The sequence below is a fragment of the Segatella salivae F0493 genome (assembly GCF_000477535.1).
In the GTDB taxonomy this organism is placed as follows: Bacteria; Bacteroidota; Bacteroidia; order Bacteroidales; family Bacteroidaceae; genus Prevotella; species Prevotella salivae.
Window position 1 is genome coordinate 210,336 of sequence record NZ_AWGW01000025.1, and the last position, 15,658, is coordinate 225,993.

General features: G+C 43.6%; 9 protein-coding genes. 6 read left to right on the forward strand and 3 right to left on the reverse strand.

All coding sequences use genetic code 11. The features are described 5' to 3' along the window. Nucleotides 1-62 precede the first annotated feature (62 nt). A complete protein-coding gene (locus HMPREF9145_RS08525; protein WP_036907172.1) occupies nt 63-1,325 on the reverse strand; it encodes a peptidase U32 family protein in 1,263 nt (420 codons plus the stop codon). On the opposite strand from HMPREF9145_RS08525, the gene HMPREF9145_RS08530 reads away from it, so the two are divergent. From HMPREF9145_RS08530 to HMPREF9145_RS08545, 4 genes are all read left to right on the forward strand, one after another. Further along, complete coding sequence (locus HMPREF9145_RS08530; RefSeq protein ID WP_081697718.1) at nt 1,324-2,370, forward strand: C1 family peptidase; 1,047 nt, start codon at nt 1,324-1,326, stop codon at nt 2,368-2,370. The genes HMPREF9145_RS08525 and HMPREF9145_RS08530 overlap by 2 nt on opposite strands. Before the next feature lie 267 nt (nt 2,371-2,637). Then, on the forward strand, nt 2,638-3,864 hold the full coding sequence (locus HMPREF9145_RS08535; RefSeq protein ID WP_007135016.1) for a nucleoside recognition domain-containing protein: 1,227 nt from the start codon (nt 2,638-2,640) through the stop codon (nt 3,862-3,864). Between the two features lie 140 nt (nt 3,865-4,004). Next, complete coding sequence (locus HMPREF9145_RS08540) at nt 4,005-5,498, forward strand: oligosaccharide flippase family protein (protein ID WP_021825980.1); 1,494 nt, start codon at nt 4,005-4,007, stop codon at nt 5,496-5,498. 19 nt (nt 5,499-5,517) lie between these two features. Then, complete coding sequence (locus HMPREF9145_RS08545) at nt 5,518-7,629, forward strand: S46 family peptidase (RefSeq protein WP_021825934.1); 2,112 nt, start codon at nt 5,518-5,520, stop codon at nt 7,627-7,629. Between the two features lie 712 nt (nt 7,630-8,341). On the opposite strand, the gene HMPREF9145_RS08550 is transcribed toward HMPREF9145_RS08545, so the two are convergent. After that, the gene (locus tag HMPREF9145_RS08550; RefSeq protein WP_036907128.1) at nt 8,342-10,003 is read right to left on the reverse strand and encodes a nucleoside kinase; all 1,662 of its coding nucleotides are present in this window, start codon (nt 10,001-10,003) and stop codon (nt 8,342-8,344) included. Between the two features lie 128 nt (nt 10,004-10,131). Between HMPREF9145_RS08550 and HMPREF9145_RS08555 the strand changes: the two genes are divergently transcribed. Beyond that, a complete protein-coding gene (locus tag HMPREF9145_RS08555; protein WP_021825792.1) occupies nt 10,132-11,841 on the forward strand; it encodes a Na/Pi cotransporter family protein in 1,710 nt (569 codons plus the stop codon). Between the two features lie 432 nt (nt 11,842-12,273). Here HMPREF9145_RS08555 and aspA read toward each other — a convergent pair whose 3' ends face one another. Next, complete coding sequence (aspA, locus tag HMPREF9145_RS08560; protein ID WP_007135010.1) at nt 12,274-13,686, reverse strand: aspartate ammonia-lyase; 1,413 nt, start codon at nt 13,684-13,686, stop codon at nt 12,274-12,276. An 871-nt stretch (nt 13,687-14,557) separates the two neighbouring features. Between aspA and HMPREF9145_RS08565 the strand changes: the two genes are divergently transcribed. Next, nucleotides 14,558-15,637 carry an efflux RND transporter periplasmic adaptor subunit gene (locus tag HMPREF9145_RS08565; RefSeq protein WP_021825841.1) on the forward strand — a complete coding sequence of 360 codons (1,080 nt, stop codon included), beginning with the start codon at nt 14,558-14,560 and terminating at the stop codon, nt 15,635-15,637. The last annotated feature ends 21 nt before the right edge of the window (nt 15,638-15,658 follow it).

Genomic DNA, 15,658 nt, shown 5'->3' on the forward strand with positions numbered 1-15,658 from the left:
TAGCTTTACATCGAAAGCATTCGTTCTCTTTTCCAACAAGCTACACGCTTCTTACAGGTTGATTAGTGCGTTGTGGAAGGCTGAGTCTTTACTAATTTGAAGATTTTATCATTGGGACGAACCTTCCCTGTGACGGGAATTGAGACACGAGTTCCTTGTTCTGCCTTCTCAACAGGATTGAGATCATAGCGTATTTCATCTGCCGTGAGATACATAACTCCCGTGGTTGGTCCCGTGATTAATAGCTTATCACCATGCTTAAAGTCGGTAGCTTCCACGGCAATTTCAGCCACATTGAGCTTTGAAAAGTATTTCATCACCTTGCCGATAAGCACCTTCTTCTCCGTCGCGGCACTGCCATAGTTTCGATTCCACTCTCCAAGTGTCTGGCCTTGATAGTATCCATCCCAGAAACCTCGATTGAAAACAGTAGCCAATCGCTTATCCCATTCGTCCTTCTTCGCTTCTGAACACGTGCCGTTTAGAACCGACTCTATGGCCTCTTTATAACATTTCACGACGGTATATACGTATTCTGGTCCTCTGGCTCGACCCTCTATCTTAAACACTCTGACGCCCGCCTCCATCATTTTATCAATGAATCGCACGGTCTTTAGGTCCTTAGGACTCATAATATACTTATTATCTATCTCCAATTGGTTGCCAGTTTCCTTATCCGTTACAGTGTAAGAACGCCGACATATCTGTACACATTCCCCACGATTTGCCGACCGATTGGTATCCGAAAGGCTTAGATAACACTTGCCACTAACGGCCATACACAACGCACCATGACAGAACATTTCAATCCGAACAAGTCTACCCATCGGCCCAGTAATATGTTCTTGGAGGATGGAATCACAGATTTTACGAACTTGTTCCATGTTTAATTCGCGCGCAAGTACACTCACATCAGCGAACCGACTGTAGAACTTTAGCGCCTCAATGTTCGATATATTGAGTTGTGTTGAGAGGTGAACTTCCTCGCCAACCTCATTACAATACGCCATAACGGCTACGTCACTGGCAATCACTGCGCTTATACCTGCGTCCTTTGCAGCGTCAATAATCTCGCGCATTGTAGGCAAATCTTCATCATAAATGACTGTGTTTACAGTCAAATAGGTCTTGATTCCATGCGCATTACACGTGGAAGCAATCTCTCGTAAGTCGTCTATGGTGAAATGATTGGCCGAATGTGACCGCATGTTCAGCTTGCCTATACCGAAATAAACAGAATCCGCTCCAGCCTGAATTGCTGCAACTAAGCTCTCACGTGAGCCTACTGGAGCCATTACTTCATAATCAGTTATTTTCCCTTTCATGCCTGCAAATTTAATCATTTTCTTTGTAACTTTGCGGAATATGAATAAAATTAATGTTTATATCATAAGTCTTGTGCTGATGGTTTCAGCCTGTTCGCGACCTCAGCACACAACAAAACATGACCCGTTTACCACGGAGATATGTCTCAAAACAACTCCCGTGAAAGACCAAGGGCGTAGCAGTCTCTGCTGGGTTTATGCCATGTTGGCCACCATAGAGACTAATCATCTCATGCAAGGTGACTCTGTTAACCTCAGCACCGATTACGTTGCACGTTGCCTTCTCACTGAAACAACGCGCCGATACTACCTTTCCCATGGCGCTGTTCCAGCCAATTTGCGAGGCATGGGCACACGACTTCTCACGCTGATTCAAACCTATGGAGTCGTTCCTTTCGATTCATATCATGCCCAAGACCCCGTGAATTATAACGTCGTTGCACGCAAATTGCAACTTTGTACGCGTTCAACAACCGACTTCCCAGGCCTTGACGACCGCATGAATCGTGTGCTTGATGCAGCCATCGGCTATCTTCCCGGCCCGAAAGTCCACATGCTTGGTGCCGAATATACGCCCTTAGAGTTTGCTCATAGCGTATGCCGTGACGACGAATATCAGGCAGTTACGAGCTTCACTCATCATCCTTTTGGCAGTCGTTTCATTCTCGAAGTGCCCGATAATGTCAATGACGACCGCGTACTTAATGTGCCCTTAGACACCATGATGCACTTTATCGTCAACCGAATACGCAGTGGTCGCGCCGTGTTTTGGGAGGGAGATGTCTCTTCTTCGGGCTTTCATGCCAACTCAGGAATAGCAAAATTAACACAAAAACACGTCACCCAGCAACAGCGTCAGCGTGCATTTGAACGGCGAGAAACCACAGATGACCACGCACTTGAACTCATCGGACTGGCCCATGACCATCAAGGCAGGCGCTATTTCATTGCGAAAAACTCATGGGGAACAGCCTGTGGATTTGGTGGTTTCTTTTATCTTAGCGAAGACTATGTGCGCATGAACACAATATTGGTGATTGGATGACCGCACAATCTGCGTCATTTCATCGTGTAAAACAAGGCATTTCACACGACAATTTGCGTCATTTCACACGGTGAAATGACGCAGATGACAACATGAAGAAAGGGGAAGGAGAAGCTTATTTACATCATTTCACATCATTATGCGCCAAAAACCAGCGCTTTATCCTTTATGCCCCACATCGTTTAACGATTGAAATCACGCTGAGTTTCATGTTTTTTCGTGATTTTCTTTTATATATAATGGTTTTCCGTTAACTTTGCATCTTGTATGGTTTTGAATTATATTTGGGTGGCATTCTTTGCCATTGCCTTTCTGTTTGCACTCGTTTCATTGTGTTTGGGAGATACAACCGTCTTCCAAAAGATAGTGCAAGCAACCACCGATTCATCGAAAAATGCCTTCGAAATATCGTTGGGCTTGACGGGAGTGCTATCACTTTGGCTCGGGATTATGAAGATTGGAGAGCGTGCCGGCATCGTAAACGTGTTGGCAAAAGCCTTGAGTCCTATCTTCACTAAACTCTTTCCAGACATCCCAAAGAACCATCCCGTGATGGGAAGTATCTTTATGAACATCGCTTCTAATATGCTTGGACTCGATAATGCGGCCACGCCGACGGGACTAAAAGCCATGCAACAGATGCAGGAATTAAACCCAAAGAAAGACACAGCGACTAATCCGATGATTATGTTCCTTGTGCTTAACACGAGTGGTTTGACGATAATCCCAACGACAATACTGGCATTTCGTGCCTCAAATGGGGCCGCAATGCCGACTGATGTGTTTATTCCCATCTTGTTAGCTACGACAATTGCCACGCTCGTGGGCATCATTATAACCGCTCTTTGGCAGCATATCAATCTGTTTCAACCCGCACTTTTGGCGTTCATTGGAGGCATGACAGCCTTTGTTTGCCTTGTTATCTGGGGCTTTGGGCAGTTAGATCAGAAGACGATGGACACCATTGCAAACCTCAGCGGAAGTCTGATTCTCTTCTCAATCATCATGGCTTTCATTGTGGCGGGCGTCATCAAGAAGATTAATGTCTATGATTCCTTCATTGAAGGTGCCAAAGAAGGCTTTACAACGGCAGTCAAAATCATTCCCTATTTGGTTGCCATCTTGGTGGGCATTGGTGTGTTTCGTGCTTCAGGAGCTATGGATATGCTCATCAATGGCATTGCATGGTGTGTGGAAAAGTGCGGACTTAACACCGACTTTGTAGGCGCTTTACCGACCGCTTTCATGAAACCGCTGAGCGGAAGTGGTGCTCGTGGGCTTATGCTTGAAGCCATGAAGACCTATGGACCAGATAGTTTTGTGGGCCGATTGAGTTGTATGTTCCAAGGCAGTACAGACACAACGTTTTATATTTTGGCTGTATACTTCGGCTGTGTAAACATCAAATATACGCGTCATGCGGTAGCTTGTGGCTTGCTTGCAGACTTAGCTGGCGTGATTGCAGCTATCGGATTGGCGTATATGTTCTTTTGAATGGCGGGGTGATTGGAATACAACGAGACACCGATAAGGATAAGAATAAAATTAGAACTATAAGAAATAAGAAGGCCACGCCATTTAGATTTCTCCTTTCTTGGGGAGAAGTGGGGAGTGGAAATTAATTTGTTTATGTTATGGCAAACTTAAAATCATTAGCTAAGGACACTGCAATCTACGGACTAAGTTCCATTGCAGCCCGCTTTGTTGGTTATCTTTTAGTGCCCATTGAGACGATAAAGTTCAATTCAGCAGGGGGACAATACGGCATCATTACCAACATCTATGCCTATGTTGCCTTACTGATTATCGTGCTAACTTATGGAATGGAGACGACGTTCTTCCGCTTTATGAACCGTCAGGGCGAGCAACCCGAGAAGGTATATGCCACAGCTTTGCGTATGGTTGCCCTCACTTCGGTGTGCTTTGTCGCCTTAGTTGCCCTCTTTTTAAGTCCAATTTCCGATGTCGTTGGCTATCCCGACCATCATGAATTCATTATGATCATGGCGGCTTGTGTGGCAGTTGATGCCTTCATTAATATCCCAATGGCTTATCTTCGCTATGCACATCGTCCGATAAAGTTTGTCACTTTACGCATGATAAGCATAGTAGTTAACATCATAGGAGTGTTGCTTTACCTTGTTGTTTTGCCTTATTTCAAGTTGAATCTCTTTGGGATTTACGATGCAAACTTTAGCTTAAATGTTGTTGGAGTGTTTTGGATTGAGCTGGCAGGAAGCGTACTTACGCTCTTCTTCTTAGGCAAAGAATTGAGTGGTTTCCGTAATCCTTTCGACAAAGCCACCTGTAAACGTATGCTGAAATACACCTGGCCACTCCTTGTTATGGGTGTTGCGGGGCAGCTAAATCAATCCGCATCACAGATTATTTTCCCTTGGATGTATGACGGAAGTGCCCAAGATGCCCGCACGGAATTAGGCATTTATGGAGCTTGTATCAAGCTCGCGATGATCATGGTCATTATTACTCAGGCGTTCAGATATGCCTATGAACCCTTCGTTTTCAGTCAGACGAAAGAGCAAGACAACAAGAAAACCTATGCCAAAGCCATGAAGTTCTACATCATTTTCACACTTTTGGCCTTCCTTTGTGTCATGGGTTATATGGACATTCTACGCTATATTGTGGGTAAAAGCTATTGGGAAGGACTGCAAATTGTGCCGATTGTCATGGCAGCGGAAATCATGTTTGGCATCTTTTTCAATCTAAGTTTCTGGTATAAGCTAATAGATAAGACCATTTGGGGAGCCTATTTCAGTGGCATTGGGGCTGTAATCTTGATTGGAGTAGACGTGCTTCTCATTCCAAAGTTTGGCTATTGGGCCTGCGCTTGGGCTGGTTTCGCGTCGTATGCAGTTAGTATGTTGCTCAGTTATCGACTGGGACAGAAGTATTATCCCATTCGTTATCCACTCAAAGACATTGCAATTTACACCCTTGTTGCCCTCGTCTTGTTCGCACTTATCACGCTTTCCAACGCCCAACTCCCAATGATTGCGGCCCTTGCAGCCAACACTTTACTCATCCTTTGCTTTGCCTTTGTGATTATAAAGCGTGACCTTCCGCTGTCAAGTTTAGTCAAATTAAAAGATAAATTCAAGAAATAAATCAATAAAACTGAATCACATGAGAAAGAAACTACTTGGGGTTCTTATCCCCTTATACCTCTTTACATGCATCACTTCACGTGCAGATGAAGGCATGTGGACGCTTTATAACCTCCCAACTGCAGTCTTTAATCAGATGAAAGGCGAGGGATTTACACTGCCTTATGGTGCACTTTACAACAACGAAGATGCCATAAAGAACAGCGTTGTGAACTTTTCGGGCTTCTGTTCTGGTGTAGTTGTCAGCCCCGATGGACTCGTTTTCACGAACCATCACTGTGGTTTTGAGGCCATAAGAAGCCACTCTTCCGTCGAACATGACTACATGTTGAATGGTTTTGTGGCTCAAAACTACGCCGAAGAACTACCTAACAAGAACATGTTTGTAAGCTTTATGGTGAGCCAAAAGGATGTAACTCCCGAGGTAATGAAGTTGGGTTTCGCCGCAATGGACCGCCATCATCAAGCCAAACTCCTTGATTCCTTGCAGAATGTACTTAGTGCTGAGGCCAAGAAACAAGACTCAACACTCTACGTTGACATTAATGCTTTCTATGAAGGAAACCGATATTACGCCACAACCTATCAGGACTTTACCGACCTAAGGCTTGTGTTCACCGTGCCAAAGTCCATGGGTAAGTTCGGAGGAGAGACCGATAATTGGATGTGGCCGCGTCAAACTTGCGACTTTAGTGTGTTTAGAATCTACGCCGATAAGAACAACCGACCGGCTGCTTACAATAAAGATAATGTGCCTTATCATCCAAAACACTGGGCGCCTGTAAGCCTTCAAGGGTATAAACAGGGTGACTTCTCGATGACAATGGGCTATCCCGGCAGCACAGGTCGCTATCTTTCAAGTTATGGAATACGTGAACGTCGCGACGCATTAAATGCTCCTCGCGCGCAGGTTCGTGGCGTTAAGCAAGATGTTATGACGCGACACATGCGGGCAAGTGAGGCTGTTCGCATCAAGTATGACTCTAAGTTTGCCCAGAGTGCGAACTATTGGAAGAACTCAATTGGCATGAACAAGTGCATTGATTCGATTGGACTCATTGCACAAAAGCAACGTTATGAGGACATCATTCGCCACTGGCAAGACTCTACAAGCTATCTAAAAGGACAGTTAGATTTCGTCAAAATGGCTCGCCTTTACAATGAACGCTTTGAGACAAGAAAGGCAGCTATGTACTTCCAAGAAACCTTCTTGCGCACCAACGAGCTTACCGATAGGGCATTGAAAGCCTTGACCAGCATGACAAAGAAAGACAAAAAGGGCGATTATGTGACGTTTGCTGACAACAGCAACACATGGGATGCGTCTCTTGATAAGGATGTACAGGCCGCGTTGTTAAAGAACTATCGCGAGCATGTTGATGCCAAATATCTCCCTGCTTTCTATCAAATCATCGACCAAAAATGCCACGGTGACTACAAAAGATACGTTGACCACCTCTGGGAAACATCTGCGCTGATGCTTAACGACGAACGAGTTTACGTCACGAAAAAGGCCATTAAGAAAGATGCCGGCCTACAATATGGCGCACAACTCAAGGCAATGCGCGAGGTGTTTAACCATGCCCTTGATGCGACACGAGATAGCATTGACAACCAGGAACGAATGCTTTGTGCGGCTAAACTGCGTATGGAGGAAGACTTACCTCACTATAGTGATGCCAACTTTACTATGCGTTTATCCTATGGACAAGTAGGTGGTTTCGACCTCAGTGGACGCCCTTCAGGGTACTATACCACGGCAGAAAGCATCGTCGAAAAGATGAAACGGGGAGATAACGGGCTATTCGATTATAAGGCAGAACCTATTATGCAGCAGCTGATGAGTGAGAAATCATTCGGCAAATACCAAGATAAGACGACGGGAAAGATGCAACTTTGCTTCCTAACTAATAATGATATTACGGGCGGAAACTCTGGTTCTCCGATGTTTAATGGCAAGGGAGAGCTCATTGGTTTGGCTTTCGATGGCAACTGGGATAGCTTGAGTAGCGACCTCAACTTCGACAACCGACTGGCTCGTTGCATTGGCGTTGACATCCGTTATGTGCTCTATATGATTGACAAATGGGGCCATGCCGACCGCTTAATCAAGGAGATTGGGGCAAAATAAAGCCTCAATGCCGTGATGCACTGACGCCACAAACGGCATTGTTCAACTATAAAAAATCAATTTTTTTAGTCGAAACAAACCTGATATAAATAGGCATTACAACATATTTTGAAAGCAAAAACAAAGGGCGCGTATTTGAAACCATTGATGTTTTGGATTCAAATACGCGCTGTTTTTTATCTTATTTTGAAACACCTTGAATGTTGTTGCACGAAAAATACGCTTTGTTGGGCCTGTCATTTTGTAAAGATTATTATCCGTTTTTTAACACTTCACCGCGTCATCAAATAGAAACAGGAAAACCATTTTTGTGCTCTCATCTACTCTTTTCCTGTACCTTCTACCGCCATTTCCATCATTTTTCCAAGTCATTCCTATCATTTTATGCTGCCAAATGACGCACTTTGTCCCTTTCTTTGCGTCAAAACAGGCCATGATTTGAGGCAGATTGCATGAATTTTCCACGTGATTTCACTCGCTCTTTTGACTTCTTTCGTGAAACAAATTGACTCACAACAAGTTACGAACTCATTCAAAACAACGCGTGTTCAGCGCGAAAGCCTGAGGCGTTTCAAATGCATTCATGATGAGAAGGCTTTTGTAAATGCTTTTGTTTTGTTTTAACCCATATTCCGCTTACCCTCTTTTGGGTACAGAAAAGGGCTTAAAACGTGAACTAATAACCTTGAAGTCAGGGGCCAAGTTCGCGTTTTCAATACTTAAACGAGCTACCACCGAGGAACTCTCTCAATAGAGAAGTGGGGGGTATATCACGGTTACTGATAGGCTTAAAGTACTTTAAGAACTTCAGCAATCGATAGGCTTCGCTGTATTCTGGGGATGTTTCGGGCACCTGTTCCAATAGTGGTTCGGCCTGCGTTTTAAGCACAGCAAGTTCAAAAAGCATAGCCGTGTTGAAGACAGCATCGGCATTTTCCTGATAGGGGAATATCCATTTGTTCTCTCCTGCGCGTACCGATGGCCAGCGACGAATGGTATCTTGCGCCGAAATTCCACGATACTTATTGTCTCGAACGATGCGACGCAGCAGACGATTATCAGTAGTTGGGATATAGTTATGGTCGTCAAGGAGAATCGTTGTCAATGCCGATGCGTAGACACGGAACTTCTGTTGTTCTGGAATTTGAGCCGTAAGTTCGGGATTCAACGCATGGATTCCCTCAACAACCAGCACGTTATTATCCGTCATTTTCAGTCGTTTTCCACTCTTTTCACTCTTTCCTTGCTGGAAGTTATACTTGGGAAGTTCAACCTCTTCGCCTCGAAACAGTGCATTAAACTGCTTGTTAATGAGGTCTAAATTGAGTGCATAGATGCTCTCATAATCATATTCTCCCGAAGCATCCTTAGGCGTTTCATCTCGGTTTATGAAGTAATCGTCAAGACTAATCTGTAGGGGTTTGAGCCCATTGGCAAGCAGTTGAACAGACAAGCGCTTGCAAGTGGTGGTCTTTCCTGACGAAGACGGGCCTGCAAGCAGCACGAGTTTGACTCCCTTTCTGCTTGCAATCTCGTCGGCAATCTGGGCAATTTTCTTCTCCTGTAAAGCCTCACTGACGTTTATTAAGTCAGTAGCGTAGCCCAAAGTAACGGCTTCATTGAAATCGCCTACAGTGCGAACACCGAGTATCTCCTGCCACTTATGGTGCTCTTTGAATATCTCAAACATCTTGTCTTGAGGGATAATATCAGGCAAAACGGCTGGATTTTCAATAGAAGGGACGCGTAAGAGCAAGCCATCATAATACTTATCAAGCCCGAAAAGATAAAGTTTCTTCGTGTTGGTCAACAGCGATCCGTAATAAAAGTCAACGTAATCGTCAATCTCATAATAAGTAGTGTAGAGCCGACCAGCACTCTCCAAGAGCTTCGCTTTAGCCTCGTCACCTCGTTCTCTGAACATTGTTATCGCCTGTTCTGTGGGAACTTCGAAGCGCTTTATAGGCAAATGAGCGTCAATAATCTCTTGAATGCGCTGATAAATGCATTCAACATCGGTTGGCGTTACAGGGTGTCCGAGTTGCAAATTGACGTAATAGCCGTTGGAAACAGGTATATCTATGATGACATAACTTTTGGGATAAAGATCATGAACGGCTTTACAGAGCACGAAAAACAAAGTCCGTGTGTAGTTGCGTGAAGCCGAAGGAGCTTGCATATTCAAGAATTCCACGTCCTTACTATGGTATACTCGATAATGCATTCCCTCCACTTTGTTATTTACTTTGGCGCAAATAGGGCCATATGGTAGAGTCAGTTTAAATTGTGAAAAAACATCAGAAAGTGTACTTCCAATAGCAACTTTCTCCGTTTTTTTATTATTTTTGCAACGTATTTGCACTTCTTGTTTCATATCGTTAATATTTATCTGTGATACAATATGTGTTTGAGTTTGCCTAAGCGTGAGGCATATCAAGCCGTTCAAAGGTAGGAAAAAGTTGGCAGATTGTATAATTCTGGCATTACAAATTAAATTAAAATATGTCGATTTGGATATTTTTTAGGCTCATAGGTGCATTAGCTTTACTAATGTTTGGTATGAAATCAATGAGCGATAGCTTACAGAAGATGGCGGGACCTCAGCTTCGTCATGTCCTCGGAGCAATGACAACAAACCGCTTTACAGGTATTCTTACCGGTACATTTATTACTGCAGCAGTGCAAAGTTCGACTGCAACGACGGTCATGACTGTGTCATTTGTTAATGCCGGTCTACTCACTTTAGCGCAAGCAATCTCTGTAATCATGGGCGCAAACATAGGTACTACGCTCACAGCTTGGATTATGAGTGCAGGCTTTTCGTTTAATATTACCGACTTTGTTTGGCCTGCTTTCTTCATCGCTATTATCCTTATATATTCTAAAAAGCGTAAGATTATCGGCGATTTCATCTTTGGTGTCTCGTTCATGTTCCTCGGATTAGGAACTCTAAGGCAAACAGGCATCGACATGGATCTGGCACATAACCAGCCCGTTTTAGCCTTCTTTGCTTCCTTTGACCCTAATAGCTTCGTCACAACTATTGTATTTCTGCTCATAGGTAGCGTGCTAACGATGTGTGTTCAGAGTTCCGCCGCCATCATGGCGATAACAATGATCCTCTGCTCGAGTGGCGTTTTACCTATCTATCAGGGTATAGCTTTGGTGATGGGAGAGAACATTGGTACGACGGTTACATCCAATATAGCGGCTCTAACGGCTAATACGCAGGCACGAAGAGCGGCATTTGCCCACATGTTCTTTAATCTTTTTGGAGTTATTTGGGTGCTAATGATCTTCAAACCTTTCATCAATATGGTCTGTGGTTTCGTTGGTTTCGATGAATACATGACCAAAGGTGACCCCCACTTCTTAGCCAATGCAGCGAAGTTAAGCTTTGTACTTGCGGCATTCCACACCACATTTAACCTCGCAAACACATGTATTTTGGTGGGCTTTATCAAGCAGATAGAGAAGGTAGTTTGCTTTGTTATCAAACCTAAGAAGCAAGCCGACGAGGACGAATTCCGCTTGCGTTTCATCCAATCGGGTATCATGAAGACTCCTGAACTCTCTGTACTTGAAGCGCAAAAAGAGATTACCAGTTTCGCAGAACGCATCCAACGAATGTTCGGAATGGTTCGTTCGCTGCTCGAAGAGAAAGATGAGAAGGTGTTCTTAAAGACATATACGCGCATCGAAAAGTATGAAGGAATCAGTGATAACATGGAAGTGGAGATTGCAAACTACCTGAATGAGGTCAGCGACTCGCACTTAAGTGACGACACTAAGGCTAAGATTCGCGCAATGTTACGTGAGATTAGCGAGATAGAAAGCATCGGAGATAGCTGTTATAACATGGCCCGCACCATCAATCGACGCTTTACCAGCAAGGAAGACTTTACCGCTCAACAATACGATCACATTCATCAGATGTTCAACTTAACTAATAATGCGCTCGAACAAATGAACTATATGTTCAATCATAGCCGTGAAACGGTAGACGTGAACAAGTCATTCAACATCGAGAATGAAATCAATAACTTCCGCAATCAGTTGAAAAACGAGAACATCAATGACGTGAACTCGCACACCTATACCTATACTATAGGAACGATGTACATGGACTTGATTCAGGAATGTGAGAAACTTGGCGACTACGTTGTTAACGTTGTAGAAGCCAGAATGAATACAAAACAACACGATGTATAAGGTAAACATAAAACCACGACAATGCTATCCTCTCGCTATGTGCGGATAGTGATGTCGTGGATTTATGAAAATCGTCGTGTGATTTGCCCTGTTTTACCGCATGAAATGACACAAATCATCGTATAATTTGCCCTATTTTACACGATGATATGACGCAGATTATTGTCTCCTTTCAAAAGAACAATGGAATAAACTCCGTAACCTATTGACTTTCTTTCATTTATTTAGCAACAAGATTTTAGGCATATTCAGAAACAAAGTGAGGCTCTTTGGGCTTAGTTTCCATTGCCTTCATCGACCGACTAATTAAAACAGACACTTAGAATTGCATAACATAAGGAGATGATTTGGTTAAAGGGACGAGGCTATAACCATAAAAAAGAGGCTGCAGGGATAATTCCTTGCAGCCTCTTTTCTTTTGAAGCAGATGATTTATTTAATAAACTTATGCGATGCAAGCATATTCTTTGGATCGAGAGCTTCGTCAAGTTCTTCTTTCGTTAGCAAGCCTTTTTCGAGTACAATGTCGTAAACGGAGCGGTTAGTCTCAAGGGCTTCCTTCGCAACCTTTGTGCTATTCTTGTATCCAATGTATGGATTGAGCGCGGTAACGATGCCGATTGAGTTCTTAACCATTTCGTAACAACGTTCTTTGTTGACTGTAATGCCGAGCACACATTCCTCAGTTAACGTGTCAATAGCATTGTGAAGCCACCATAAACTCTCGAAGAGACACTCGGTGATTACAGGCTCCATAACGTTTAATTCAAGTTGACCTGCCTCGGCAGCAAACGTTACTGTGGTGTCGTTTCCTATGACTTTGAAACATACTTGATTAGTAACTTCTGGGATAACGGGATTGACTTTACCCGGCATAATCGATGAACCTGGAGCCTTAGGAGGAAGATTTATCTCGTTAAGACCACAGCGAGGACCAGATGCCATGAGGCGGAAGTCGTTGCAAATCTTAGAGAGTTTCACTGCCAAACGCTTCAAAGCACCACTGAAACTGACGTAAGCGCCGGTGTCAGGAGTAGCTTCTACGAGGTCGATTGCAGACACAAAAGGTTCTCCTGTGAGTTTACTTAGGTTGGCAGCACATAGTTTTGCAAAGCCCGGTACAGCGTTAAGACCTGTTCCAATGGCTGTACCGCCCATGTTAATCTCATGTAAGAGTTTGATGTTTCGTTCCAGATTGAGAATCTCTTCCTCAAGATTGTTGGCATAAGCATTAAACTCTTGGCCCGCCGTCATAGGCACTGCATCCTGCAACTGGGTGCGTCCCATCTTCAAAACATCCTTGAACTCTTCGCCCTTATAACGCAAAGCGCTGATTAATCCCGTTAGACTGGCCACAAGACTCTTATTCATTCGGATGAGTGCAAGACGTATAGTAGTGGGATAAACGTCATTAGTGCTCTGACCACAATTAACATGATCGTTAGGATAACAATACTGATATTCTCCCTTTTTGTGTCCCATTATCTCAAGAGCTCGGTTGGCTATCACCTCATTGGCATTCATATTAACCGATGTTCCGGCTCCACCTTGCATCATATCTATAGGGAAATCCTCGTGAAACTTACCGTCAATAATCTCTTGACAGGCTTGACTTATGGCACCAGATATCTCATCATTGATCACGCCTAAGCTGTGATTGGTTTGCACTGCAGCTAATTTCACGTAGGCAATTGCCACAACATAGTCGGGATAATCACGCATTTTCTTTCGTGAAATGTGGTAGTTGTTGATTCCACGCTGTGTTTGTACGCCATAATAAGCATCGATTGGCACTTTAAGTTCGCCCAAAAGATCGGACTCTACTCTAAATTTTTCTTCTGACATAGGTGTTGTTTTTGAAGTGTTTACTATGAAATGGAGTTATCTTTACTATCGAAAGGTGCTCCGATTCCGGTAAATAAATAAATTCTTTTGATAGCTAAGAAGTCGGCTCTTGCCGCAGTTTGTCGCACCTATTCTGCCCTTTCGCGAGGAAAAGTGAGGCATAGGGGCCGACAAGTTGATGAAAATGAAAGCCCCTATTATATATAAGGTATAGACGTTTTACTTTGATTGACTCGCTACTCAGCGCTGATGCGCAGCACGATTCACGTTGAAAAGCGCCCTTTTCTATCGTGAGAAGGGACGACACCGACAACGCATTCGGCAGAGAAATCAACTGAGATGATGCCATATAAGCAATGATAACGTTTTATAGAAACAAACTTTTTGTCTCGTTCTTGAATACAAAGATAAATGAAAAATGTCATAACTTATTTACAAAATCCTGCATTGTTTTTGTAAAAAAGCAAACAAATCATCTTCTTTTCTCAAAGGAGTTATAGAGATGCTTCTGCTGTATGATGCAACGCATAGTGTTTTATTTCAGCACGCTGAAAGCCAAATGATAACCCACGCCAAATCCAAAGACAAGGGGGATAAAATTGGATTAAAAAACACAACAAGTGAGATGTGCTCACAATTCCTATGACTTTGTAGCGTAATCTGGGGCAAAACGCACGATGAAATGAGACAGATTGCGAGATGATTAACCTCACTTTACATTATATAAAAAATGAGTTAAAGAAGCAATTAATTTCTATCTATTAAGTCTTTTTAATGATAGATTTACAACAACCTACTTAAAAAATCTATAAATTTGTATTTAATACTTGAATCATTAGTAAAAGATAATCGGATAACCCATTAGTTAGGTATGAAGAAAGAGATGCTGTTGATGGCTATCATCACGTTGATTGTAGTCACAGGATGCCGCAAAAACAAGGAAAACAGCGACCAAACGGTCTACGCAGTAACGTCTCCTTGGGTAACCAATACACAAGTTTCAAAGGACTATGTGGCCAATATTGAATCGCGAAAAAACATAGAAGTACGCGCGCAGCAGGAGGGAATCTTGCAGCAAGTCTATGTCACAGAAGGGCAACAGGTGCGAGCCGGTCAGCCGCTTTTCCGCATTTCGATTGTTGGAGCGCAACAGAATGTGGCGCGGGCAAAGGCAGAAGTCGAGCAAGCACGCATTGAACTGCAAAACACAACAACGCTAACGAGGGGGCAAATTGTTTCGCCCAACGCACAAAAGATGGCCAAAGCGAAGCTCAATGCAGCCTTGGCAGATTATAAATTGGCACAGATTCAAGCACGGTTATGCTTAATCAGCGCCCCATTTACAGGCGTTATAGGAAGTCTTCCGAAAAAGATTGGGAGCTTAGTGCAGGGAGGTGACTTGCTCACTACACTATCCGACAACTCGTCACTCAACGTATATTTCAACATCTCTGAACCCGAATATATAGACTATCAGCAACATTCTGCCGAACGAAACAAACTTCCTTTGACGCTGATTCTTGCCAATGGAAGCGCCTTTTCGGCTAAAGGCTACATCCAAAACATAGCTGGTGAGTTTGACAGTAGCTCTGGAAATATTGCTCTTCGCGCCCACTTTGCCAATCCGAAAGGCTTGCTTCGCAATGGCGAAACAGGCACAGTGCGCATCAATATGCCTTTACACAACGTGTTGGTAATCCCACAACAGGCCACGTATGAAGAGGAAGACCGCCGCTATGTGTTTGTTGTTGATGGCGCAGGCTATGCACATTCACGCGAGATTAAAGTGGCATTTGAACAACCAGAGGTGTTTATTATCGCCGAAGGGCTAACTGCCAACGACAAGATTTTATTGAGTGGAGTGCAGAAAGTGCATGATGGTCAACACGTAAAGACGCGTTATTACACACCAAGTGAAGCCATGAAGCGTGTTCAACTGAATGCCGACTAAGATTTTCAGGTGGCTTTTCAT

Excerpts from the sequence above, each read along its gene's own strand:
- HMPREF9145_RS08540 (WP_021825980.1), top strand. The coding sequence starts at position 4,005 with ATGGCAAACTTAAAATCATTAGCTAAGGACACTGCAATCTACGGACTA.
- HMPREF9145_RS08525 (WP_036907172.1), bottom strand. The coding sequence starts at position 1,325 with ATGAAAGGGAAAATAACTGATTATGAAGTAATGGCTCCAGTAGGCTCA.
- HMPREF9145_RS08555 (WP_021825792.1), top strand. The coding sequence starts at position 10,132 with ATGTCGATTTGGATATTTTTTAGGCTCATAGGTGCATTAGCTTTACTA.
- aspA (WP_007135010.1), bottom strand. The coding sequence starts at position 13,686 with ATGTCAGAAGAAAAATTTAGAGTAGAGTCCGATCTTTTGGGCGAACTT.
- HMPREF9145_RS08565 (WP_021825841.1), top strand. The coding sequence starts at position 14,558 with ATGAAGAAAGAGATGCTGTTGATGGCTATCATCACGTTGATTGTAGTC.
- HMPREF9145_RS08550 (WP_036907128.1), bottom strand. The coding sequence starts at position 10,003 with ATGAAACAAGAAGTGCAAATACGTTGCAAAAATAATAAAAAAACGGAG.
- HMPREF9145_RS08545 (WP_021825934.1), top strand. The coding sequence starts at position 5,518 with ATGAGAAAGAAACTACTTGGGGTTCTTATCCCCTTATACCTCTTTACA.
- HMPREF9145_RS08535 (WP_007135016.1), top strand. The coding sequence starts at position 2,638 with ATGGTTTTGAATTATATTTGGGTGGCATTCTTTGCCATTGCCTTTCTG.
- HMPREF9145_RS08530 (WP_081697718.1), top strand. The coding sequence starts at position 1,324 with ATGCCTGCAAATTTAATCATTTTCTTTGTAACTTTGCGGAATATGAAT.